At 64.4% G+C, this 22,543-nt stretch carries 19 protein-coding genes; 7 read left to right on the top strand and 12 right to left on the bottom strand.

What is annotated here, in order from left to right; genetic code table 11:
- Window positions 1-541: 541 nt before the first annotated feature.
- The 5 genes from B5G20_RS03000 to B5G20_RS02980 all read left to right on the top strand — a co-directional run bounded on the left by B5G20_RS03000 (window position 542) and on the right by B5G20_RS02980 (window position 8,262).
- Window positions 542-2,632, top strand: a complete 2,091-nt coding sequence (locus tag B5G20_RS03000; RefSeq protein ID WP_087354925.1) for a glutamine synthetase III — start codon at window positions 542-544, stop codon at window positions 2,630-2,632.
- A 946-nt stretch (window positions 2,633-3,578) separates the two neighbouring features.
- Complete coding sequence (locus B5G20_RS02995; protein ID WP_087354923.1) at window positions 3,579-4,415, top strand: hypothetical protein; 837 nt, start codon at window positions 3,579-3,581, stop codon at window positions 4,413-4,415.
- A 208-nt stretch (window positions 4,416-4,623) separates the two neighbouring features.
- Window positions 4,624-4,911 (top strand): co-chaperone GroES, encoded by a 288-nt coding sequence (gene groES, locus B5G20_RS02990; protein ID WP_087354922.1) that lies wholly within the window; start codon window positions 4,624-4,626, stop codon window positions 4,909-4,911.
- Window positions 4,912-4,965: 54 nt separating this feature from the next.
- On the top strand, window positions 4,966-6,603 hold the full coding sequence (groL, locus tag B5G20_RS02985; RefSeq protein ID WP_087354920.1) for a chaperonin GroEL: 1,638 nt from the start codon (window positions 4,966-4,968) through the stop codon (window positions 6,601-6,603).
- 393 nt (window positions 6,604-6,996) lie between these two features.
- Window positions 6,997-8,262, top strand: a complete 1,266-nt coding sequence (locus B5G20_RS02980; RefSeq protein ID WP_087354919.1) for a 4Fe-4S binding protein — start codon at window positions 6,997-6,999, stop codon at window positions 8,260-8,262.
- 262 nt (window positions 8,263-8,524) lie between these two features.
- Here the strand turns inward: B5G20_RS02980 and B5G20_RS02975 are convergent, their stop codons facing one another.
- Complete coding sequence (locus B5G20_RS02975) at window positions 8,525-10,837, bottom strand: hypothetical protein (RefSeq protein ID WP_087354916.1); 2,313 nt, start codon at window positions 10,835-10,837, stop codon at window positions 8,525-8,527.
- Between the two features lie 143 nt (window positions 10,838-10,980).
- On the opposite strand from B5G20_RS02975, the gene B5G20_RS02970 reads away from it, so the two are divergent.
- The gene (locus tag B5G20_RS02970) at window positions 10,981-14,814 is read left to right on the top strand and encodes a tetratricopeptide repeat protein (RefSeq protein ID WP_087354914.1); all 3,834 of its coding nucleotides are present in this window, start codon (window positions 10,981-10,983) and stop codon (window positions 14,812-14,814) included.
- A 6-nt stretch (window positions 14,815-14,820) separates the two neighbouring features.
- Complete coding sequence (locus B5G20_RS02965) at window positions 14,821-15,369, top strand: hypothetical protein (protein ID WP_087354912.1); 549 nt, start codon at window positions 14,821-14,823, stop codon at window positions 15,367-15,369.
- 189 nt (window positions 15,370-15,558) lie between these two features.
- On the opposite strand, the gene B5G20_RS02960 is transcribed toward B5G20_RS02965, so the two are convergent.
- The 11 genes from B5G20_RS02960 to B5G20_RS02915 all read right to left on the bottom strand — a co-directional run bounded on the left by B5G20_RS02960 (window position 15,559) and on the right by B5G20_RS02915 (window position 22,524).
- On the bottom strand, window positions 15,559-15,897 hold the full coding sequence (locus tag B5G20_RS02960; protein WP_087354910.1) for a head fiber protein: 339 nt from the start codon (window positions 15,895-15,897) through the stop codon (window positions 15,559-15,561).
- A gap of 9 nt (window positions 15,898-15,906) precedes the next feature.
- Window positions 15,907-16,959 (bottom strand): GH25 family lysozyme, encoded by a 1,053-nt coding sequence (locus tag B5G20_RS02955; protein WP_087354908.1) that lies wholly within the window; start codon window positions 16,957-16,959, stop codon window positions 15,907-15,909.
- A 2-nt stretch (window positions 16,960-16,961) separates the two neighbouring features.
- Window positions 16,962-17,558, bottom strand: a complete 597-nt coding sequence (locus B5G20_RS02950; RefSeq protein ID WP_087354907.1) for a C39 family peptidase — start codon at window positions 17,556-17,558, stop codon at window positions 16,962-16,964.
- 11 nt (window positions 17,559-17,569) lie between these two features.
- A complete protein-coding gene (locus tag B5G20_RS02945) occupies window positions 17,570-17,803 on the bottom strand; it encodes a holin (RefSeq protein WP_087354905.1) in 234 nt (77 codons plus the stop codon).
- Between the two features lie 14 nt (window positions 17,804-17,817).
- Window positions 17,818-18,348 (bottom strand): hypothetical protein, encoded by a 531-nt coding sequence (locus tag B5G20_RS02940; RefSeq protein ID WP_087354902.1) that lies wholly within the window; start codon window positions 18,346-18,348, stop codon window positions 17,818-17,820.
- Complete coding sequence (locus B5G20_RS02935) at window positions 18,345-18,563, bottom strand: hypothetical protein (protein ID WP_087354899.1); 219 nt, start codon at window positions 18,561-18,563, stop codon at window positions 18,345-18,347. The genes B5G20_RS02940 and B5G20_RS02935 overlap by 4 nt, the downstream gene beginning before the upstream one ends.
- A gap of 47 nt (window positions 18,564-18,610) precedes the next feature.
- A complete protein-coding gene (locus B5G20_RS02930) occupies window positions 18,611-19,780 on the bottom strand; it encodes a reverse transcriptase domain-containing protein (protein WP_087354898.1) in 1,170 nt (389 codons plus the stop codon).
- Entirely contained in the window at window positions 19,743-20,135 is a 393-nt protein-coding gene (locus B5G20_RS10660) for a DUF6273 domain-containing protein (RefSeq protein WP_343283985.1), read from the bottom strand. The genes B5G20_RS02930 and B5G20_RS10660 overlap by 38 nt, the downstream gene beginning before the upstream one ends.
- A 3-nt stretch (window positions 20,136-20,138) precedes the next feature.
- Window positions 20,139-20,636 carry a hypothetical protein gene (locus B5G20_RS02925; RefSeq protein WP_087354896.1) on the bottom strand — a complete coding sequence of 166 codons (498 nt, stop codon included), beginning with the start codon at window positions 20,634-20,636 and terminating at the stop codon, window positions 20,139-20,141.
- Window positions 20,637-20,742: 106 nt separating this feature from the next.
- Complete coding sequence (locus B5G20_RS02920) at window positions 20,743-21,618, bottom strand: DUF6273 domain-containing protein (protein WP_087354893.1); 876 nt, start codon at window positions 21,616-21,618, stop codon at window positions 20,743-20,745.
- Between the two features lie 12 nt (window positions 21,619-21,630).
- Window positions 21,631-22,524, bottom strand: coding sequence for a BppU family phage baseplate upper protein (locus tag B5G20_RS02915; RefSeq protein ID WP_087354892.1), 894 nt, complete (start codon window positions 22,522-22,524; stop codon window positions 21,631-21,633).
- Between the last annotated feature and the right edge of the window lie 19 nt (window positions 22,525-22,543).

The raw sequence follows: 22,543 nt of genomic DNA, 5'->3' as shown, positions 1-22,543 counted from the left end.
TTTTGGGGCCCCTCGGATAGACCGCTCAAATCGGTGATGAATCTCAAGTAAAAGACCAGTTGAGTGCTTTAGTCTAGTGGAGTGCTACGGGGACATCTCAAAAGATACGCTCACATCGGGGGTCGAGATGATTCAGCGCCCCTTACGGCGGCGAGACGCGGGCTTTTCTGTGCGCTGCGGACACCCCCAGGCGCGTGGCAACCGATACATCGGGTCTCCCAAGCTGACCCTCCCTGCGTTTCAGCTTGGTGTACGGCACTCGATTTCACCGAACCGTAACTCGCCCGCCATGCACGCGTAACCGCGCTGACTCGCACTGTTCACCATCTCGACGCGTGGCGGCAATCAAAGCGCAACCGCCGCGTAACCTCCGGCCCCTATTGTGGTTTGCGTTCTGGGGCGCCGTAGGGAGCCACTGATTAAAGCGTTTTGCAACCCGTCCTGTTGTTTCGGCGACTGGCGGGGTGTGAAGGCCGTTGACCGGTGGTTCCCTTGCGCCCGTACGAGAGCGCGGCCGCTCGGCCGCGGGAGAGGGGACCGTATGCCCGCTTTGGAGGACCGGTTTGGCACGATGGTGTTCTCGGACGCCGAACAGCGTCGCTATCTGCCAAGTGATATCTACAAGAGGCTCTCGGCCACGATCGAGGAGGGTGAGCCGCTCGACCTCGACGTAGCCAACGCCGTCGCGCACGCCATGAAGACCTGGGCAATCGAGCGCGGCGCCACCCACTACGCGCACTGGTTCCAGCCGCTCAGCTGCATCACGTCCGAGAAGCACGAGGCCTTCCTCGAGCCCAAGGGCGACGGCACGGCCATCACCAAGTTCAGCGGCAAGGAGCTCATCCAGGGCGAGCCCGATGCGAGCTCGTTCCCCACGGGCGGCCTGCGCGCTACCTTTGAGGCGCGCGGCTACACCGCCTGGGACCCCACCTCGCCGGCGTTCATCAAAGACGAGGTGCTCTGCATTCCCACGGCCTTCTGCAGCTACACCGGCGAGGCGCTCGACAAGAAGACCCCGCTGCTGCGCTCGATGAAGGCTCTCGACACACAGGCCAAGCGCGTGCTCGGCTTCTTTGGCAAGCACCCGGAGCGCGTTGTTCCCTCGGTCGGCAACGAGCAGGAGTACTTCCTCATCCGCGAGGAGGACTACGCCCGCCGCCCCGATCTTATCCTCACCGGTCGCACGCTCTTTGGCGCGCCGCCCTGCAAGGGCCAGGAGCTCGAGGAGCACTACTTCGGCGCCATCCGCCCCACGGTCAACGAGTTTATGAAGGAGCTCGACGACGAGCTCTGGGCGCTCGGCATCCCAGCAAAGACCAAGCACAACGAGGTCGCGCCCGCGCAGCACGAGCTCGCCCCGGTCTTTACCAACGCCAACCGCGCGGTGGACGAGAACCTCATTACGATGGAGGAGATGCGCCTCATCGCGAGCCGCCATGGTCTGGTATGCCTGCAGCACGAGAAGCCCTTTGAGGGCATCAACGGCTCGGGCAAGCACAACAACTGGTCGCTTGCCACCGAGGATGCCAACCTCCTCGACCCCGGCGAGACTCCCGAGGAGAACCTGCAGTTCCTCGTCTTTCTCGCTGCGGTGATCGCCGCGGTGGACGAGTACCAGGACGTGCTGCGCGCAAGCGTTGCCACCTGCGGCAACGATCACCGTCTGGGCGCCAACGAGGCGCCGCCGGCGATCATCTCGATTTTCTTGGGCGACCTTCTTACCGAGTGCGTGCAGAAGATCGTCGACGGCAAGGCGTCGGTCCATGCCGCCCACGGCGTGCTCGACCTGGGCGCGGACGTGCTGCCCAAGCTCCAGCAGGATAACTCCGACCGCAACCGCACCTCGCCCTTTGCCTTTACGGGCAACAAGTTTGAGTTCCGCATGCCCGGCTCGGCCGTGAACGTCTCCGACGCCAACATGGTGCTCGACACCGCCGTGGCGCTCGAGCTCAAGCGTTTCGCCGACGCGCTCGAGGGCGTGGGCGCAGACGAGTTTGCCGAGCGCGCGCTCGACTACGTGCGCGAGAGCCTGACGATGCACCAGCGCATCCTCTTTGGCGGCAACGGCTATTCCGAGGAGTGGCATGAGGAGGCCGAGCGCCGTGGCCTGGCCAACCTCCCCACCACTGCCGACGCGCTGCCCGCGTTTGTGACCGAGCGCTCCATTGCCCTCTTTGACGAGATGGGCGTGCTCTCGGAGGTTGAGGTCCGGAGCCGCTACGAGGTTAAGCTCGAGAAGTACGCTAAGCGCATGAACATCGAGGCTCGCACCATGGAGCGCATGGCGCGCCGCACCTACCTGCCGCGCATCAGCGCCTACGCAACCAAGATCGCCAAGGGCATCGACACCGTCATGGGTGCCGGCGGCGTGAGCACCCTCAATTTTGAGCGCGACCTCTTGGAGCGTCTGCTCGAGGGCGTGACCGTCATCAACGAGGCGATTCTTGAGCTGACCGTCGTGCACAACAAGGCGCTCGAGACCGAGGGCTGGCAGGAGAAGGCCGACGTCTATGCGCACGAGGTCGTCCCTGCCATGGAGCGCCTGCGTGCGTCGGTCGACGCGATGGAGGACGTGGTCGCAGCCGATTACTGGCCGGTGCCGACGTACGACGACATCCTCTTCTACGTCTAGCCTGGGAACCTCAGACACCGCACCTCGCCGTTCACTCGTCGGGCATGGCACGAAGGCCTATGCCCTCCTCGTTTGCGGCGATCTGCGGCACCTGAGGCCCCCAGCCTCTCCGGCGACGCGGAGCGCCGCGTCTCGCCCCTCAAGCCGTCGCTTGCCTGCCTAAGCACGCGGCGCTCCTCTTTCGGGGCGACCTGCGGCACCCGGGAAACCCGGACGGGGGACGGGTGCTGCGCCTCGGGACGCCGGCCATCACCCCGAGGCGCGCTCCCTCCTCGTTCGGCCCGATCCGCGGCACCTGAGGGTCCCGGATGGGGACGCCGGGGAGGGTACCGCATCTTGCCCCGTCAACCGTTGGTCGGGGGTCCGCTGCCGGCCAGATTGACGAAGCGCCGCGTAACCGGTCGACGGGTGTGCGGCGCTTTTGGTTCCTCTGCATTTCGTCAATCTGGGGCGGGGCATCGGCAGCTCGTTTGACAATCTGCTGCGGTACTCAGAACTGCCGCGATGTTTCGCAACGGTTCGTCAAACCGGGACGCGTGTTGGGTCGCGCGATTGACAAAACGTGGTGGAATTTCGGGTTGTTGCATAGTTGCGCTACGGTTCGTCAATCTGGGGCAGGATATCAGCCGCTCCTTTGACGATTTGCGGTGGAACTCGGCACCGCCCAGAAGTTCCTCAACGGTTCGTCAAACGGGGGGCGCCTCTCGGTCCGGTAGATTGACGAAGCGCGGTGGAATTCCGGGGCGCGGCGAAGTTACGTTGCGGCTCGTCAATCCCCCGCCGACGTCTCTGCCTCGCCAGCGCGGGGGCAGGTGAAAATGCGGGTCGCCCGAGGCTGCATGGGCGCCCTGCTCGCCGAATCTCAAATTTGGGCAACAGAATCAACCTGAGTTCTGCATTGCGGGCCATAATGGTGTGCAAACCCGATCGAGCGAGGGGAGATGCCATGGCCGAGACGGGCGTGCACTCACCGTACGTAGGCATGACGGCCGAGGAGGTCGTGCGTTCCTATAACCGCAGCATACTCACCATGCGCGTGACGCATATCATCCTGGCGCTCGCGTGCGGCGCCGTGTCGATCTACGCGGTGCACTGCGACCTCGAGCCACTCTATGTTGTTGGTCTGGTGCTTCTAGCGCTCGACTTTGTGGTGTTCTGCATCCGGCTTGCACGCAGCTTTCTGCCTCTGCAGGATATCCTCTGGCAAGATGCCGATGTGGCCAAGTACCGCGCCGTTATGGAGGCGCGGGCCCTCAAGGTGCGCAACCGCCGGTCGGGCGCGAACCTTATCGAGCTCGAGCTGGCCTTTTGCGACTACTACGACGGGCGCGACCGCGACGCGCTCACGCGGCTCGACCGCGTCTCGTTCCGCGGTGAGCGCAACTTCCAATGGGTCCGTGCGTACAACCTGAGGGCGATGATCTGCAACGACCTGGGCAAAATCGCCGATCGCGATGCCGCCGTGGCGCGGCTCTCGCAGATGCATGAACGCTACCGCGCGGGGTCTAAGGCCGAGCGTCAGCTTGTCAATCTGCTGCAGAGCATGGAGGTGCGGTTCCGCCCGGTGAGCGAATGGAGCGAGAGCGACGTGCGGTTCATCCGTGAGCAGCTGGTGCTCACCGAGAAGCACCTCAACCGTGCGGGGTTCCAGCTGCGCCTGGCAGCCTGGGAGCTTGCCCAGGGCAACACCGAGGCCGCCCGCCGCGAGCTCACGGCGTCCTCCCTGGAGCCGCTCGCCCCGCGCCAAGCTGCCGAGCGCGAGCTGTTGCTCAAGCAGTGCTGAGTCGCCCGCGCGTGACAAAAGAACCTGCCCCCAATCTCACGTGGCTGCCCTACCTGCGGCGCTACGTAACAGAAAATCTAAGTGCCAATTCATAAGATTTTTTGCCTTCGTGTTGTATAAGTCTCCAATCGTGGGTACTATTCTCTGCGTACGTAAAGGCATGGATGCACGGCAGCCTGCCGGAGCACCAGCAAAGGAGGAATCCCACATGAGTCTCAAGCCGCTTGGAGATCGCGTTCTCGTTAAGCCCGATGCCGCGGAGCAGAAGACCGCCTCTGGTCTCTACATCGCGAGCAACGCGCAGGAGAAGCCGCAGCGCGGCACCGTCGTCGCCGTGGGCGCCGGCAAGATGAACGACAAGGGCGAGCGTATGCCCATCGACGTCCACGAGGGCGACGTCGTCATCTACGGCAAGTTCGGTGGCAATGAGGTCAAGGTCGACGGCGAGGACTACCTGCTCATGCGCGCCGACGACATCTACGCGATCGTCGAGTAGCGCCAAGCGCCCACTCACCCCAGGTAATCGTTTCCAAACAGGAGGCATAACAAGATGGCAAAGGACATCGTTTTTGACACCGCCGCGCGCACCAAGCTCGCGCAGGGCGTAAACAAGCTGGCCGACGCGGTCACCGTCACCATGGGCCCCAAGGGCCGTTACGTGGCGCTCGAGCGCTCCTACGGCGCCCCGACGATCACCAACGACGGCGTCTCCGTCGCCAAGGAGATCGAGCTCGAGGACAAGATCGAGAACATGGGTGCCCAGCTGGTGAAGGAGGTCGCCACCAAGACCAACGACACCGTGGGTGACGGCACCACCACCGCCACGCTCCTCGCCCAGGTCATCGTCAACGACGGCCTCAAGAACGTGGCCGCCGGCGCCAACCCGCTGGCCATTCGTCGCGGCATCGACAAGGCCGTGCGCGCCGCTGTTGAGTCGATGAAGAGCCAGGCCAAGCAGATCGAGACCAAGGAGCAGATCGCCTCGGTCGGCACCATCTCCGCCGGCGACCCCGAGGTCGGCGCCAAGATCTCCGACGCGATGGACGTTGTGGGCAAGGACGGCGTCATCACCGTCGAGGACGGCCAGACCTTCGACATCGAGATCGACACCGTCGAGGGCATGCAGTTTGACAAGGGCTACGTCTCGGCTTACTTCGTGACGGACAACGACCGCATGGAGGCCGTGCTCAAGGATCCCTACATCCTCATCACCGACCAGAAGATCTCCAACGTGCAGGACATCATGCCCGTGCTCGAGGCCGTCTCGCGCGCCGGTAAGGCCCTGCTCATCATCGCCGAGGACATCGACGGTGAGGCCCTGCCCACCCTCGTGCTCAACAAGATCCGTGGCGCGCTGAACGTCTGCGCCGTCAAGGCCCCGGGCTACGGCGACCGCCGCAAGCGCATGCTCGAGGACATCGCCGCCCTCACCGGTGGCCAGGCCGCGCTCGACGAGCTCGGCATCAAGATCGCCGACATCACCGCCGACATGCTCGGTACCGCCAAGTCCGTTACCATCACCAAGGACAACACCACCATCGTGGACGGTGCCGGCTCCAAGGAGGCCATCGAGTCCCGCGTGGCACAGATCAAGGCCGAGCTTGAGCACACCGACTCCGAGTTTGATCGCGAGAAGCTTCAGGAGCGTCTCGCTAAGCTCTCCGGCGGCGTTGCCGTGATCAAGGTCGGCGCTGCGACCGAGACCGAGCTCAAGGAGATCAAGCACCGCGTTGAGGACGCCCTCCAGGCGACCCGCGCCGCAGTGGAGGAGGGCATCGTCGCCGGCGGCGGCGTGGCCTTCATGGACGCCCTGCCTGCGCTCGAGAACATCGAGATCAGCGATCCCGAGGAGCAGATCGGCATCGACATCGTCAAGAAGGCGCTGACCGCCCCGGTGGCCACCATCGCCAAGAACGCCGGCTACGAGGGCGCCGTTGTGGTCGACAAGGTCGCGAGCCTGCCGGCCGGCCAGGGCCTCAACTCCGCCAACGGCGAGTGGGGCGACATGATCGAGATGGGCGTGCTCGACCCGGTCAAGGTCACCCGCACCACGCTCCAGAACGCTGCCTCCGTGGCGTCGCTCATCCTCATCACCGAGGCCACCGTCACCGACGTGCCGAAGAACACCCAGCTTGAGGATGCCATCGCTGCTGCTACCGCTGGTCAGCAGGGCGGCGGAATGTACTAAGCGAGTACGGCGGTAACTCCCTGTCCGGGAGGCCCCGAACACTGAGGCCCCGGAGGGTTCCCTGGCGAACGTCCTCGACGCAAAGATCGCGTCTGCAGAATGTTCGCCAGGGAATCCCTCCGGGGCCTCAGTGTTCGGGGCCTCCCTGCGTTACGAACCGTGCAGGTCGCGGGACCGGAAGGCTCTGATGCTCGTCCCGGGCGTGACTAATACTTTCTAGTAGAAGCAATTGGATACGGCGGAGACGGCCGCCGCGGGCAAAGGTCGCTGCACGTGCGATGCCGCCACGCGCCTCTGTGACGATTCGGGCTGTCGTGGTGGCGGGCAAACGGTGCGCGGTAGAATATGCAGGTTGCCAGGGCATCGCAGCCAAATGCAGGGAGGGCACTCGATATGGCGCAGCAGCACGACCTCTTTGACGACATCATCGATATCAGCAAGAGCCTCGACGTTCTCAAGGACCCGCTCGGCGGTGTCACCGACGCGCTGCTCGGTAAGCCCGAGGCCCAGACCCCCGAGTGGAACCCGGCCGACTACAAGGAGCGCCCGCGGTTCAACGCGATTCCGTGCCTTGTCTGCAAGTCCGAGAAGAGCACGTGCCGCCGCTGCGAGGAGGTCTGTCCCGTAAACGCCATCGAGGTCGATGACGGCGAGGTCGACATCTCCGACGCGTGCCGCAAGTGTGGGCTCTGCGTGCCCGTGTGCCCCACTGAGGCGATTCTTTCGCCCAGGGTCCAGCCCAAGAAGATCTACGATGCCGTTGCCAAGGCGGCGACGGCCCATACCACGGCCTACGTTACCTGCACGCGGGCCCTGCGCCGTGTGCCGCGCGAGAACGAAGTGGTCATCGCCTGCGTGGGCGACGTTACGCCCGAGGCCTGGTTTGCCATCATGACCGATTTCCCGCAGGTGAGCGTTTACCTGCCGCTCGGCATCTGCGACAAGTGCCGCAACGCCGGCGGCGAGGAGATCCTCGGCGACGCCATCGCCACCGCGGAGGAGTGGTCGGGCACGGGCATGGGACTCGAGGTTGAGCCGCGCGCGCTCGTGTGCCAAAAGCGCCGCGAGTACGAGCGCAAGGAGTTCCTCGACAACATCAAGCGCACCACGGGCCTCACCGTGTCCAAGCTCAACCCGGCCGCGGCGGCGGTCGCCACGGTGACGCAGCGCCTCAAGGAGCATAACAAGAAGCTTTCTGCGCTCGAACGCACGCTGGCCCAGGCCACGGGAACGACCACCCAGAAGCGCCGTCGCGTCCTTACGCAATCGCGCCAGCTGCTGCTCTCTACGCTACAGGCGCACCCCAAGCTCGCCGAGAACATCCAGATTACGCTACCCGAGTGCGATTTCTCCAAATGCACCATGTGCGGCGAGTGCGTGCGCGTCTGCCCGCTCCATGCGTGCGATCTTGTGGGCGCGGGCCGCTTTGCGCTCGAGCCCACCTATTGCGTGGGCTGCGGGCTCTGCGCGGAGGTCTGCCCCGAGCATGCGCTCACGATGGCTACCCACGAGGGTACGGAGCTTGTGGTGCCCGACCCCGAGGCCGAGCGCAAGGCGCTCGAGGCGGCCCAGGCCAAAAAGGACGCCGAGAAGATGAAGGCCGAGGCAAAGCAGAAGATCAGCAAGGTGCTCGACCAGGTGGAGAAGCTCGCGGACTAGCGGCGGGGCGCGGAGAGCGTACGATACGACCCGGCGTGGGGCTGTGGCGGAGCCGCGGTGGTCTTGTGGCGAAAGCGTCTAAGGCTCGACCCGGCGCCGTGGCAGAACCGTGGCGGTCTTGAGGCGGAAGTGCCGAAAACCTGGCACGGGGCAGCGGCTGCCTCGCGATGGGAGTATCGAGGACCCGACGAGACTCGGTCGGCACCCAGCGGGGCGTTGCCGCAGGGGCGCACCCACACGGGGGCAGCTATCGACTGCGACCCTACTCCTCCAGCTGCTCCGCGATACCGCGGTCGCTCTCGCGATAGTCCCAGTTGCGCAGCCAGCTGAGACATCCTGCCTGCTCGACAGTCTCGCGGATGCCCGGATAGTCGGAGAGCGCCGCGATTGCGCGGTCGGCCCGGGGCAGGTCCGCCCAGTCGACGAGCGCGGTATGGCGCTTGAGCCGGCTGTCGCGCAGCTCGCCCTTTACCGCGGCCTTTACGACCTGCGGGTTGTCCAAGTTTTCTCCTCGTTCGGCAAGCTCGCGCAGCCGCGCGGCAATGTCCTCACCGAGCGTTCCCCATGGGCGCGTAACGTAGCCCGACGTTGCCATGTAGGCGTTCCAGCGCAGGTGCTCAAGCTGTCCCACAAGGTCGCGCAGGTGCCCGCGGGCCTCGACTTTCGACTCCTCTTGTCCTTGCATCGCGGTGGCACACTGCTCCCAAAAGAGGCGTTCGGCCACGATAAAGTCGGCCGTGGCGCGGCTCGACTCATGGTCGTAGAGGCTGAGTGAGCAGCTCTCCCACGCCGCGAGCGCCCGGGCAAGAAACGGCTCGTTGGCGGCATCGTTAAAGAGACTGGGGTGGCATGAGCGGTCGGCGTAGCGCAGGTTTACCATCATCGCGCGCCGGTCGATGGCGCGGTGGAGCACGAGTGCGCTTTGCAGACTGTCGGCGGTGCCGCCATAGAGGAGCACGCGTTTGAGGTCGTCAGCGTGGGCCTCTTCGCGCCCGCCAAAGGAGTTCTCGCGCACCCAGTCCGGCGCCTCGGCGTCGTCGTACTGCACGTAGATGGGCACAATGCCCGGTGCGCGTCGCTCGAGGATTCGGTGCCACACCTCGCGCTGCGAGGGCGCGCGCCCGGTGTCGGGCCGCGTGTTGATCACGAACGTCACATCAGCGGCGTTGAGCGGCTCGTGTTCCATCATGTCGAGCTTGCTGGTGTAGAAGGCAAAGCGTGCCGGCGGGGTGGGGAGGGGCGTGCCGTCGGGGAGCTCGTGCGAGTCATAAAAGAGCGCGGGGTAGGCCGAGCGCAGGCGGTGCTCGATGCGCGCGGCTTGGGCGCTTGCCACGGCGATGCGCGGTATGCACGGCTGCGGCTCGGGGCCGGTCGCGTCGAGCGCCTGGCCGTTCCGGATGAGGTAGACGATGGCGAGCACCACGCGTTCGACGTCGTCACCGAGGACCATGGCGTGGAGTGGGCGCAGGCCGAGCCCGATGCCAGGGCCGCTTGCGGGGAGAAGCTGCCGGACGAGCTGGCGGACTTTGATCTCCTCGATGCTATAGGAGTAGAGATCGGAAGGCGCGGTGAGCGAGAGCTCGGAAGGGCGCGGCGCTGTGCGGGAGGTCTCGGGGAGATCGGCTGCGGCATGCGCGGTGGCGGGGCCGTCGAGGGCACGCTCCCAGTCGCGGGAGCTCCAAGAGGCGGCACGGTCGGGGTGAAAGACCGCGACGGAGATGCGCCCGTTGCGGAAGACAATGAGATAGACGCTGCGGCGCGGGGTTCGTGCGCGCCCGCCTCGATGTGCGAGGACGTCCGCCCCGCCGGCCGAGGACGCGTCTGGTGCCGGTGCGGCGCTCGGAGCGCTTGCCGGCATACGCTCCGCTTCTGCATCTCGGGCATTGCGGTGGAGCTGCCGCGTGATGCACGCAAGCTCGCGCTGCGCAAGATGCGCCGGCAGCTCCTCGGCATGCCCGGCCGCCATGATGCGGCAGCCCGCGCCCTCGGCACCCTGTTCGGCAAGAATCACCGCCGGCGCGCGCGGGCCCTCGGCACACGCCTCCTCGATAAACCGGTCGGCAAGAGGGCGCATGGCGTCGGTGGTGCGTACGATCAGCACATCGCCAAAGTGCCCTTGGCGCAGGCTCAAGTGGGTGGAGAAGCCCGTAAAGAGCGAGAGGACAAATTCCGCCGTGAGGGCGAGGGCGAGCAGGTTGGCGAGTTCAAAGAGGGCGTGGAGGCCAAAGGCGAGGGGATTGGCCGCGATCCAGGCAAGGCCGCCCGAACCCGCCGCTTCGGGCAGGAGCGAGAAGCCGTTGCCGCCCAGGAAGGCGGCCCCCGCGGTACCGAGCGAGCTCAGGGCAGCGGTCGCGGCGGCAGCGGTGAGGTTGGGGAAGGCACCCGCCGTGGTATCGACCTCGAGGAGCATGCTCTGGCAAAAGCTCAGGAGGGCGACGGCCGCAAACGTCGCCACGGCAACGCGCGGTCGGCGGCCTTGGTCGAGCCGATCGTGCAGGACAAAGATAACCATGCCCACCACGGCGAGCGCTGCCAGCACGCCGAGCGCGGTTTCGGCCACGTACCAGATGCCCATGATGCCTCCCTCAGACGGGGTGCGCGGCGCCGGTGGCAAACGTTTCCATTGCCCACCGGGCCGAATCGTCATACCCCCATCTTAGTCGTTGGACTACCATCAGGAAAAGCGCGCAGCGCGTGCCCGGGCGCAAGGAGGCTCCTATGGCGGACGTTAAGACGACGATTTCGGTGTTCCTTGGTTCATCGCATGAGCTTGAGCCCGATCAGCGCATTCTGTGTGACTTCGTAGCAGAGCTGAACCGCATTATGCTGGACCGCGGCGTGTTCTTTCGGCTGGTGAGCTGGCAGTGGGACGGCCGTAACGACCCGCTGAAAGACTACGATGCCGCGGTGCGCGGCAGCTCGCTTGCCTTGTTTTTGTATTTTATGACGAGCGACGACGCTATGGAGGAGCGCTTTCGGCAAGCGCTTGAGGCGTTTCGTGCCAACGGCGCGCCGCAAATCGTAACGTGGTTCAAAGTGGTGCCGCAGGGAGGCTCCATCTCGTGCGAGCTAGAGCGTTTTCGCAATCAGCTGGATACGGAGCTCCACCACTTCTATAACACATACGAAACGCTTGACACCGTGAAGCTGGGCGTGCTGTTGCAGATTGCGCGCGATGCGGAACTCGATAGCGCGCCAGATGAGATGATGGGGAAGGTAGCGGGCTCGTTCGCAACGGGCGGCACTGCCGGGGGCCTTTCTGTGCGCGACGACACGATGTATCTGGATGGACGAGCGCTCGTGAATCTCGCCGATGTCCCCGCATACCGTGGCTGGCGTGCCATTGCAGACGCGCGCGCCGCGCTCGATGCGTTTGAGCCGCAGTATCAGGCAGCCAAGGCGCGTCAGCTTGAGGCGCCGGATAACGATGAGGCAGCGCGGGCCTACGGTGACGCCGCCGCCCGCCGTGCGCAGCTTACCCAGGCGCTTGAACAGGCGCAGCGGCAGTTTTTGTCGTTCATGCGCACCATGACGCGCGATACGGCTACGGGTGCACGCCTGACCGCTCGCCAGCGACAAGCTTATCGGCTCGTGGAGGCGGGCAAGATCGATGAAGCCATTGCGCTGCTCGATGAGGCGGAGATTCGCGCCGATCGCGCGCGGGCGGAGCAGGATTTGGCGGTGGTGGATGCTGAGCGCGACCGCGTGCTTGAGCGCTTACGCGCAACGGTTGCGGAGCAGCTGCAGCTTGCCGATTTGCTTGCTGCGCATATTGAGGACACCGCCACGGTGGAGCGCATCGAGACGGCGCTTGCCGAGGCGGCGGCGTGCGAGGCGGCGCATGAGTTGGGGTTCACGGCGCAGGCGGAGTTTGGGTCTTTCCTGTTTTGGCATAATCGCTACAATGAGGCGCGTCCGTATCTGGAGGCGGCGGAGCGCGTTTGCGACGAGTGGGAGCACGCCGGCGTGACGTTTTCCGATGAACAGTTTACGGCGCGCATCAACACGCTCAAGGCGCTGGGCACGCTGCTGAGTGATGAGTGTGCCTGGGATGATGCTCTCGCAGTGAGTGAACATGCCGTTGAAGTCGCTCGGCGTGCGGGTGCGCCTTGGCGGGCTCTACTGGCTTGGTGTCTGCGCACGAAGGCGGTGGTGCTCAGTGATATGCATCGGTTTGAAGATGCGCTAGCAACCCTTGACGAGGCCGAGGCCGTGGTGAGCCCACTTCCTCATCCCGAGCGCTTGGAAGCGAGTGTGCAGCTTTCGCGCGGCGTGGTGCTTAGGCAGAGTTGGCGACCGCGCGAGGCACTGTGCGCCCACAAGCGCGCCGTTGACCTCATACGTGTCATGTTAGCGGCACGTGACAGCGATGATAATCGTTTCAACCTCGCAATTGCGCTGGGTAACGCGGGCACTGCTTGCACAAGTCTCAATCAACACGATGCGGCGCAGTCGTACTTTAGGGAGGCGGCGGAGCTGCTACGCGATCTGGCGGCGCGCGATCCGGGGCGCTATGACGTCGACTTTGCCAGGTCGCTCGCTGAGCTGGGTGACAATGCATCGACCTTTAGGCGTTACGAGGAGAGTGAGGCGTGGTATCTTCAGGCGTTGGCAATCCGCCGGCGACTTTTTGAACAGAATCCGGCGGCGTTTGGCGAGGACTACGCCATAACGCTCAACAACTTGGGAAGTCTATACTGGAAAATGGGGCGTCTCGCAGACGGTGAGCGTTTGCTGCGCGAGTGCGTTACCCTGCGTCGCCCTTGGGCGCGCGAGAACCTTGCGGTGTTCGGAGAAATGTTCAGTTCGTCGTTGGCACAGTTGAGCAACGTGTACCGAGAGCTTGGGCAAAATGCGCTCGCCGAGCAATATATACGCGAGGGCGTTTCGGTGATGCGTGCACTCGCGCGGCTGCAACCGGGCATGCACGACCATCGGCTTGTGTATCGCTTGCTGGATCTTGCGTTGCTCTTGGGACAAACGGATGCGAACGAGGCGCTGCCAGTGTATGAAGAGGCCCGCGCCGTGGCACAGGCGGCACAGGATGCAGGCAAGGCGGGCGCCGCAGGTGATGCTGCCGATGTTCTGCACAACGAAGCGCTCTGCCTAGACAAAGTGGGGCAGCACGAGCGCGCTATCGCCATGTTAGAGGATGCGCGTGCACGTTATCGCGCACTGCACGAGGCACAGCCCGACGTGGTGTATCGCGAGGATTATGCGCGCTGCCTGGGCAACACCGGTGCTCTATATAATCGTGCTGGCCAGACGGCCCGTGCGGAGACTGCTTATAGTGAGGCAATGGGCATTTTGTGGGAACTCGCGGCGGATGGTAATCCGTATTACCGTGATTGGCTCGTGCGCACGCTGAGGAGCTGGGCCGATCTGGCGCGCCATGAGGAGCGCTGGGCCGACGCCGCGGCGCGCTACGACGAGGCGGCGGTGCTGTACGAGCGCACTGCCGGCTGGGGGTACACCGATGTCGAGGATGCTACATCCATCCATTCCGGGGACGCCGATGCGCCATCGCGCGCCGACGCCGCCACCGAAGGCGTTGCGTCTACGGGCGCGGGTGGCACGGATGACGCGCAGCGCGACCTCGATGCGTTGAGTCGAGCCGCGCGCATGCGCTGGTGGCAGGCATGGGTGCTGGATAAGCAGGGGCGTTTCGATGAGGGGCTGAGCGCGTACGAGCGGGCGGTCGAGCAGTATCGCACGCTGTACGAGATGCAACCAGATGAGGCGTACCGCAAGAATATCGCAGAGTGCCTGGATAATATCGGTCTCTTATGCGATCGTGCAGGCAAGACGGCGCGCGCGGAGGCCGCCTACGGCGAGGCCGTGACCGTTTTTCGCAAGCTTGCAGCGAACGATGAATCTGGCTACCAAGATCGGCTCGCGCGCACGTTGAGGCGCTGGGCCGACGTGGCGCGCCGTGGAGAGCACTGGGCCGACGCCGCGGGGCGCTACGGCGAGGCGGCGGAGCTGTATGAGCGCGCCGCCGGCTGGGGCTCCGACGCCGCGACGGCGGATGTGGGCGACGAGGAGGGCGAGCTGCACGATCACGATGCGTTGAGCCAGGCCGCGCGGATGCGCTGGTGGCAGGCATGGGTGCTGGATAAGCAGGGGCGCCTCGACGAAGCGCTGAGCACATACAAACGGGCGGTCGAGCTGTATCGCGTGCTGGGCGACAAGAAAAGTCTGGCGTCTTGTTACTACAACGCGAGCTTCGCGTTCCGTGATCCATCGTGCGACGAGGCGCTGACGCTACTTGAAAACGCGCTTGTGCTGCGCCTCGAGTTGTATCGAGACGGTAAGATGAAGGGCGAGGAGCTTCGCAAGGTCATCGAGCGGTTGCAACGTCAGGCGCTGCGTCACGGTGCCACCGATCCGGCGGGAGCTATTGCGTCGATGAACATTGCTACGATGTCCGCCAAGTTAGTTGCCTTGCGCGCGCCTGATGCGTTTGCCGATCTGGAACTTTCTGCGCAGGCCGATTTGGACGATTTGCGCCAGCGCGCGGGGGCAGCGACATCCGATACGACGGAGGCGTAGGGCGCCATGCACACGACGCGCATCTTTCTAGGGTCGAGCGAGGAGCTACGGGGCGACCGCCTAGCGCTCTCGGCGTTCATCAACAGCGTGAACAATGCGTGTGTGCCGTACGGGCAGCGCTTCGTGCTCGTGGTGTGGGAGCACGAGAGCATCGCCATCGCGCGGCACGAGGCGGGCAAGCAGGCTGAATACGACGACCTGGTGCGTGGGTGCGATGCGTGCCTGTTCCTGTTCCACACGAAGTGTGGCGCATACACCATGGAAGAGGTGTACTGCGCGCTTGATGAGCAAAAGCGCCGCACTTACAGGGCGTTGCGCATCTTTACGTGGATGCGCGCGCTGGCGGCGGGTGAACACGAGACGCCAGAGCTCACGGCGCTAAAGGAGCGTATCGCCGCGGGGACGCTGTCATTGCCGTACCAGATGTACGACGACGTGCGCACCATTGAATTGGCGCTGCTGCAGGCGTTTGTGAGCTGGGGTGTTCTGATGGCCCCGCAGCGCCATGGTGATTTTGTCTACGTTGGCGACGAAGCGGTTATTGACTTGGGGTGAGTGGGGGAGCTGCGCGCTTTGCTCACCATGGGGCCCTGTCGGGTTCGAATCCCGGCGCTGGATAGCAAAAAGCCCAGGTACCGATGGGTATCTGGGCTTCAGACTTTAAGGGTGCCCCGTTTGCAAAAATACTCGAACGATGATGACCGTCGTGAACGGGGCCGTCTACCTGCGCTTCAGCCGCGCGGCCTAGCTCGCGGGCTTCATGACGCCAGCGGTGACCATGGCGTCGCGCAGGGAGATGAACTCCGCCTTGGTCGGCGTCTCACCGGCGGGGTCTGCGACATAATCGACCTGCTTCACGCCGCCGAGCGCGGAGGCCGACGCGGCCGGGAGCGTGTACTTCTCCGGAATCACGCCGTCGGCGATCTTGTCGGCGGTTACGGCCTTGGAGGCGAGCTTGTCGGTTGTGATTGAGCCGTCATCGACGGTAGCGGAGCCGCCAGAAGGGAGCCCCTCGATGTAGAGGCTCACCTCCTGAGCGCCCTTCTGCTTGGTAGAGGTGTACTTGGCGTTGATGGTCTGCATGGCTTCCTCCTAGTACTTGAGCTTCTGGCCGGGATAGATGGTGTACGGCGACGAGATGCCGTTCTTGCTCGCTATGCCCTTCCAGCTGACGCCGAGCTTGGCGCCGATGCCAGAGAGCGTGTCACCGCTCCTGACGGTGTAGGTGCGGGACTTCCCGTTGATGATGTCCTGCGCCTCCCGGTACTTGCCTCCGCACGCCTCGATGACGGTCTGGCGAACCGGGTTGTTTCCGTACTTCCCGGCCCTGATCCACTTGGCGAGCGTGGACGCGGAGGCGTCGTGGGTGTCGTTGATGAAGCCCTGGACCTCGTCGTAGCGGCTGCCGCAGTAGTCCCTACGGGCATCGCCGTTGATGTTGTTCGTGACGATGTGGTACACGAGGTCGAGCGTGGAGCCGGACGGCGCGGAGTCCGCCGGCTGGGACGGGGACGGCGCAGGGGTCGAGGTGCTGCCGCCGGGGTTGGCGTACTTCTTCCAAGCCGCAGCGTCCATGTACGCCTTGTTCAGGTCGAGGTTTCCGCTGTAGCCGGAGAGGCGGCCGCAAGAGCTGTACTGGCGGATGGCGCACGAGTAGGCCCCCTCGTTCCAAGGCGCATCCTGATAACCGGTGGCGTTCATGTTTGCGTACTGTGCGATCCAGAGGGCGCAGTTGAGCGCGTCGGCGATTGGCTTCACCTGAGCCATGCGGCTCTGCTGCACGTAGATGACGGGCGGGATTCCGGTGCGGTCGATGACGCGCTGCGCGACCTGCCGCAGGTAGTCCTCGTTGCCCCACGCGCTGTTCTGGTTGCTTTCCCAGTCGAGGCACAGCATGCCCTCGCCGACCCAGTTCTTGATGTTGTCGATGAAGAAGTCGGCCTCGCCGATAGCGCCGGAACCGTCGATGTAGTGATATACGCCGAAAAGCTTGCCACGAGCGCGGGCCTGCTCGACCTGACGCGCGCAGTCCGGGGAGACGTAGGTCTTGCCCTGCGTGGCCTTGGCGATGATGAAGTCATAGGGAACGGCGTCGAGGTTGATGCCGTTCTGCCAGTTGCTGATGTCGATACCGTTCATGGACATTTCTAGCCCCTTCCGATCGAGATGAAGTAGTCCCAAGCGACGGCGTTGAACTCGTCGTAGTCGAGTGCGACGGGATACGCCTCGCACGGGTCGTGGATTGTGATGTGTCCGTAAAGGTTCTCCGTTATGAGCACCACGTGGCCGCCGTACTCGCGCCCGTCCTCGTGGAGCGCGCTCTCCATGGTTCCGAACACCAGACGCCCGGCGGCGGACTCCTCAAGCGCCCGCGATCTGTCCTCGTAGAGAACCGTGTAGTCGAGCTTCGGGTCTTGCTGCGCCATCCACTCGCAGAAGCCGGGCATGTAGTTCTGCCCGTCCTGAACGTAGTCGTTGCCCACGAGGTTGAGCAGCATGGGCGGCGTGCACGTCTCGCCAGAAAGCCTCTCCCAAGCCATGGCAGCGCACGTGAGACCGCAGCCGGACGTGGCGAGGTCTGCGCCGGCGTAGGGCAGCCCGCCCCACCGCTCGTCCGTCTGCATGTAGAGCGGGACTTGCGGCTCGGCGGGCGTGTCGTACACGACGGGGAGCTGCTCCGGCTCCTCCTCGACGGGCTGCGGCTGAGTCCATACCACGAGCGCGCCGAAGAGGAACAGGGCCACGAGAAGGAGCGCTACTGCTGCTTGGAGAGCGGGCTTGTGCCTTCCTCCACCTCCGGCACGCCAACGATGCTCGTGAGCACCGACGCGACCGCAGCCGTGGCCGCGAGCGCCGCGATCTGCGGCCAGTCCAGCGCGGTAATGGAGACCACGGTCGTTCCCATGGCGGCGAGCGCCGTCTGGGCTGCGGTCTTGACGGCGCGGACGCCAGCCGCGACGAACCACTTCTTGATTCCGTCCTTGGTCATGGTTGAACCCCTTTCTAACCTTCATCGCCCGCTCCCTTGCGTCGGACGACGATTGCGTGAACCTCGTCAATCTGCTTGGCCATGTGCGAGGTGGTCTGGTCGATGCGCTGGGCGGTGGCCTCGGTGTGCTCCAAGCGCCCGCCCATCTCGTGGCTGCGCTCCTTGGAGTCACCGACCTGCGTAGAGAGCACCTCTAGGATTCGCGTCTGCGCCTGCTGGCCGTTGGAAAGCGTCTCGATGACGCGCGTCTGCTCGTTCTGCGCGGCCACCTGCTGCTGGGTGGTCTTGATGCGCTCGCGCTCGCGGGAGTCGAGGGCCTTGTCCGCCGTCTCCTGCACCTCGATGCGGTAGCGCTCGATCTCAAGCTTCTTCTCCTCGATGGCGCGCTCGTTCTCAAGCTGCTTCTCCTTGAGGGCGCGGCGCTGGGGCATTCCCCACTTGACGACCACGAAGCAGATAGCCGCAACGGTGAAGGCGAGGAGGGCGGCAAGCGGCTCGGCTATGGCGGCGGCCTCGAACCCTCCCGCTAGGGCATCCCCGCTCATGCCTCCTCCGGCACATAAGCCGAGGGGGCCGTCTCAAGCTCGGCCTCGCAGGCGTTGATCTTGGCGCGAAGCTCCTCGCGCTGGGCCTTGACCGGCTCCCATTCCTCATCTGGCATAACGCCGTCAGCGTGCTTGAGGGCCTTGTAGTCGCTCTGCACGAGAAGCTGCTTGTAACCGTTGATCTCGGCCTCGATGGCCTCTCTGGTTCGCTCCATGGCGCACTCCTTTCATAGGGTGCGCACATCGTATGGGCGGCGTGAGATTACGCGGCGGCCTTGAGCCTAGTCAGGGTCAGGATTTCCGCTCCGGGGGGGGGGTATTCATTGACGAACAGCTCCTTGTAGAGCCTGTCCATGCTGAGGACGGTTTCGTGCGCGTCGAGCCTGAGCATGCCGCCGCGCCAGCTCTGGTATGACTGGTTTATCTGCCTCAGCGTTATCTCGCCACGGTCTAGCATGCGGCGCATCGCCTTGAGCTTGCGGCGCTCGCGGGTTATGGCCTCGCGGCTCGGGCGCACGACGACCTTGCCCGTGGGGCCGTAGTAGAACCGCTTCTTGAGGAACCTGAAGCCGCGCGATAGCTTGACGATACGCGTCTTCTTCTTGTTGATTGTGATGCCGAGGTCATCGCACAGTATCTCGATGCAGGCCAAGACCAGCTTGAGCTTGTCCTTGCTCATGTCGATGTAGTAGGAATCGTCCATGTAGCGGCCCGTCGCCTCAAGCCCCGCCATCTCCTCCGCCCAGTGGTCGATGGGGTTCGGGAGCGCAACCGCGAGTATCTGGTTCGGCTCGCTTCCGAGGCCGAGGCCCACGTCGCCGCATGCGTCTATGAGGCCGTTTGTCAGCGCCACGAGACGTTCGTCATCGAGGGCCTTCATCACGAGCCGCTTGGCCGCGTCGTGGTCGATGCGCGCGAAGTAGTCGCTGAAGTCAACGAGCAGCACGTAGCCATCGGTTCCGTGCCGCCGGTAGTGGCGCGCGAGCTGGTTCTTGAGCCGCGCTATAGCGTAGTCGACGCCCCTGCCCTTCATGTTGGCGGAGTTGCCGGCGGTGAGCGTCGGCATGATCGCGGGGACGAGCGCGTTCTGGCTCAGCGACTTGTGTACGACCCGCTCGCTGAAGTGCACGGACGATATGTGCCGAAGCTTGCCGCGCTCAATGAGGTCGAACTCGTGGAAGCCGCGCCGGATGTCCTCGCCGTTCAGCAGGTCTTGGCGTGCCTTGTAGACGTTGCCCAGAACGTGGAGGCAGTAGCCCTGAACAGACGCCTTCCACGACACACCGCGCCTCGACTTCATGGCGGCGTCGTAGAGCGCGTCCATGTCGGCGATACGCTCAAGCGTGAGGCCGTCTATTCTCTCGGCCCTGTTGCGGGCGCGCTTTTCCTCGCGCCTAGCCCTGCGGGCAGCGCGCCTGTCGTCTGAGTTCATGGAGGGCACCCCGCACGGCTAGCAGTGGCGCTCGAACAGCCGCTTTGCGGGGAGACCATGAAACCGGGCTGAGCGCCGGAGCGCCCGGCCATGCAAGAAGCGTCCGGCTCCCCGCGCGGGGTGCATATTTACGGCGCTGAGGCCGATGGTCGCGCCTTCCTTCCTCTTTGCGCTCGGCTTTCGGCTCTCGCTTACTCGGTCTGGCAGTGAAAGGGAAGCCGGGGCGGGGCCGCACCCACGTGTTGCGAGGGGAGGTGCCGTTGGCGTTGCCGTTGTTGTTGCAATAGCAGACGTTGGACGCCGAACCACCCACGACGGAGCGAAGCCACCAATTGACGCGAATAACAAAGCGCAACCGCTACGCATTATAGCCGCCCGGCTGTTCGAGCACCACGGCCTCTAGGCGCTCGGTCTCGGCCCTCGCGGCGGCAAGCCTGTCCTCCGCCGACTCCCTGCCGATTATGCGCGTGTACTTGCGCTTTTTGGAGACCTTGTCCGCCTCGTCGCGGATCATGCCGGAGATGCGCTCAAGCTCGCTCGCGGTGGTGCACTTCATGGCGATGAGGCACTGGAAGTCCTGCTCAAGCTGATCGCAGTCCGCCATGGCGAGTCCCAGATACCTCTTGCGCTCCAACACGTTAAAGGAGTTGCTTGGGTAGAAGCGGTTGGCCCTGTTCACGTTGTACACCAGCGAGCGGGCGGTTTCTGCCATGGGGACGCCCAGAATGAGCCTCTTGCGCTTCGGCACCACGTTCTCGTTGCTCACGAGGGAAAGCACCTCAAGGCGTATGTCTGCCGCGAGGCTTAGGAAGTCCGTGTCGGCCTCCTTGCGGTTCCGTTGGAATACTTGGCTCATTTCGCCCCCAAAAATTCGGCCCGCTTCGCGGGCATATAAGAACAAAAGCAAAGGGCGACCGCGCAAGGCGGTCGCCGTAAGTATAGCCGTGGTTCAGCTGAATGAATCAGCTGAGGAGGAAGCCGGGGCGGGGCCGCACCCACGTGTTGCGAGGGGAGGTGCCGTTGGCGTTGCCGCCGCTGGCGCAACAGCAGACGTCGGACGCCGAACCACCCACGACGGAGCGAAGCCACCAAGGGACGCGAACTTTCACGCGGTCTTTGGTCTGGCGGAAGATGGGCAGCTGGCAGCTCTCTCCGACGGAGTAGCCATGCGTACCCCATACGGGCGCGCCGTACACCTCCATCTCGTTGAGCGACCAAACCTTGCCGAGGTTGGCCCAAGACCAGCCCGTGGACTCCTCGACGTTGCCGCTCGCGCTGTAGCGCTCCTCAAGCAGGCACCGGCGGTCGATGATGCGGTTGCGGAGCGCCTGCGGGAGCTTCGGGAAAAGCCACTCGGTCTCCCACTTGTGCAGGTTGCTGTTGAGGTACGGGTGCTTCTCCTCCGCCGTGCCCTGATTGCTCTCGGTGTCTCCCCAGTAGAGGTACTGCCCGTCTGTCGTCTGCCAGTCCGTGTCGGTAATGGCGATGGGATCGAACAGGCACACGAGATGATGCTGGGTGAGCTGCGTGTCCATGGCGTTGAGGTAGGTGTCCATGCCCGCGATGCGCGCCGTGAGGTTGTTGCTCTCGACGGGCACGGTGAAGTAGTCGCCGATGCGCAGGTTGCCGAAGCCAGAGTCACACAGCCCGCCGAGGTAGGCGTAGAGGTCGGACTGACCGGAGAACAGCGAGTTGAGGTTGCGGCCCGCATAGATGCCGTTGAACTCCTGACGGTCGTACTCGGCGTTGGTCGATGCCAGCGTTGCGGAATTTCGCGCCGTCTGGTCGATGATGCTGTAGTTGGTTCCGTTGACGTTGAGGGTCTTCGCGTCTGCCATTTACTTGCCTTTCTACTCGAGGGTTATGGTCGTGCCGCTCGCCGTGCAGGTCGAGCCGAAGGTTACGGTGCTGCCGGATACGGACGCCTTGGAGCTTGGGCAGTACACCGTGCCGTCCATGTAGAAGAACCCGCCTGTGGAGTCGGCGAGCATCGAACCGAGCTTGTCGATCTGGGCGCGCATCTCGGCCACGTCCTCGTCCCCCACGACGCTCGATTGCAGGTTGTCCGCGACGTTGCGGGCGTAGGTCGCCGCGTTGTTGGCGTTTGTGGCCGCACCGTTCGCCGCGTTCGTGGCGGCTTGAGATTGGCTCTTGAGCGAGTTGAACTCCGTCACGCGGTTCTCCTCGGCGGTGGCCCTCGCTTCCTCTTGGCTCTCGCGGGTCTCCTCGGCCTTCTGGCGCGCCGACTCGTTGCTCTTGCGGGCGTTCTCTGCGCTTACGCGCGCGGACTCTTGGCTCTCGGCCTTCTTCTCGTAGGCTTCCCACTTCTCGTAGAGCTTGGTGAGCATGTCATCGTAGTACTCTGCGGCAGCCTCGGGGTCGGACGTGTCCACGGCGGGCAGGATTCTCAGCTCGAAGCCCTCGGTGGATTCCGCCTTCGACGTTCCGCTGTAGAGCACGAAGTGCGCGAGCCTCGCCAAGCCGGGTGACGAGACCGCCTGAGACGGGAGCGTGCACTTCACGATGCTGCCGGAGATGGACGCCGTGCAGCGCGCCCACGTCCCGTCGGCCTTGAGGATGTCGAGGCGCGCCGTCAGGCCGCTGGGCGTGTATTTCTCGCCGTCGTTCATGAGCTGGGCGCTGATGGTCTGCGTGGCCACGTCGCCCTCGCGCACCACGACGCGCGGCGGCACGAGCGACGTGCTCTTGTTGACTTCTAGGACTATGTTGTGCTCTACGGACATCAAAGGCCCCCCATCAATT

Origin of the sequence: Collinsella sp. An7 (genome assembly GCF_002159335.1) — a bacterium.
Classification (GTDB): Bacteria; Actinomycetota; Coriobacteriia; order Coriobacteriales; family Coriobacteriaceae; genus Coprousia.
This window is presented reverse-complemented; position numbering and strand designations above follow the sequence as displayed.

Excerpts from the sequence above, each read along its gene's own strand:
- B5G20_RS03000 (WP_087354925.1), top strand. The coding sequence starts at position 542 with ATGCCCGCTTTGGAGGACCGGTTTGGCACGATGGTGTTCTCGGACGCC.
- B5G20_RS02995 (WP_087354923.1), top strand. The coding sequence starts at position 3,579 with ATGGCCGAGACGGGCGTGCACTCACCGTACGTAGGCATGACGGCCGAG.
- groES (WP_087354922.1), top strand. The coding sequence starts at position 4,624 with ATGAGTCTCAAGCCGCTTGGAGATCGCGTTCTCGTTAAGCCCGATGCC.
- groL (WP_087354920.1), top strand. The coding sequence starts at position 4,966 with ATGGCAAAGGACATCGTTTTTGACACCGCCGCGCGCACCAAGCTCGCG.
- B5G20_RS02980 (WP_087354919.1), top strand. The coding sequence starts at position 6,997 with ATGGCGCAGCAGCACGACCTCTTTGACGACATCATCGATATCAGCAAG.
- B5G20_RS02975 (WP_087354916.1), bottom strand. The coding sequence starts at position 10,837 with ATGGGCATCTGGTACGTGGCCGAAACCGCGCTCGGCGTGCTGGCAGCG.
- B5G20_RS02970 (WP_087354914.1), top strand. The coding sequence starts at position 10,981 with ATGGCGGACGTTAAGACGACGATTTCGGTGTTCCTTGGTTCATCGCAT.
- B5G20_RS02965 (WP_087354912.1), top strand. The coding sequence starts at position 14,821 with ATGCACACGACGCGCATCTTTCTAGGGTCGAGCGAGGAGCTACGGGGC.
- B5G20_RS02960 (WP_087354910.1), bottom strand. The coding sequence starts at position 15,897 with ATGCAGACCATCAACGCCAAGTACACCTCTACCAAGCAGAAGGGCGCT.
- B5G20_RS02955 (WP_087354908.1), bottom strand. The coding sequence starts at position 16,959 with ATGTCCATGAACGGTATCGACATCAGCAACTGGCAGAACGGCATCAAC.
- B5G20_RS02945 (WP_087354905.1), bottom strand. The coding sequence starts at position 17,803 with ATGACCAAGGACGGAATCAAGAAGTGGTTCGTCGCGGCTGGCGTCCGC.
- B5G20_RS02940 (WP_087354902.1), bottom strand. The coding sequence starts at position 18,348 with ATGAGCGGGGATGCCCTAGCGGGAGGGTTCGAGGCCGCCGCCATAGCC.
- B5G20_RS02935 (WP_087354899.1), bottom strand. The coding sequence starts at position 18,563 with ATGGAGCGAACCAGAGAGGCCATCGAGGCCGAGATCAACGGTTACAAG.
- B5G20_RS02930 (WP_087354898.1), bottom strand. The coding sequence starts at position 19,780 with ATGAACTCAGACGACAGGCGCGCTGCCCGCAGGGCTAGGCGCGAGGAA.
- B5G20_RS02925 (WP_087354896.1), bottom strand. The coding sequence starts at position 20,636 with ATGAGCCAAGTATTCCAACGGAACCGCAAGGAGGCCGACACGGACTTC.
- B5G20_RS02920 (WP_087354893.1), bottom strand. The coding sequence starts at position 21,618 with ATGGCAGACGCGAAGACCCTCAACGTCAACGGAACCAACTACAGCATC.
- B5G20_RS02915 (WP_087354892.1), bottom strand. The coding sequence starts at position 22,524 with ATGTCCGTAGAGCACAACATAGTCCTAGAAGTCAACAAGAGCACGTCG.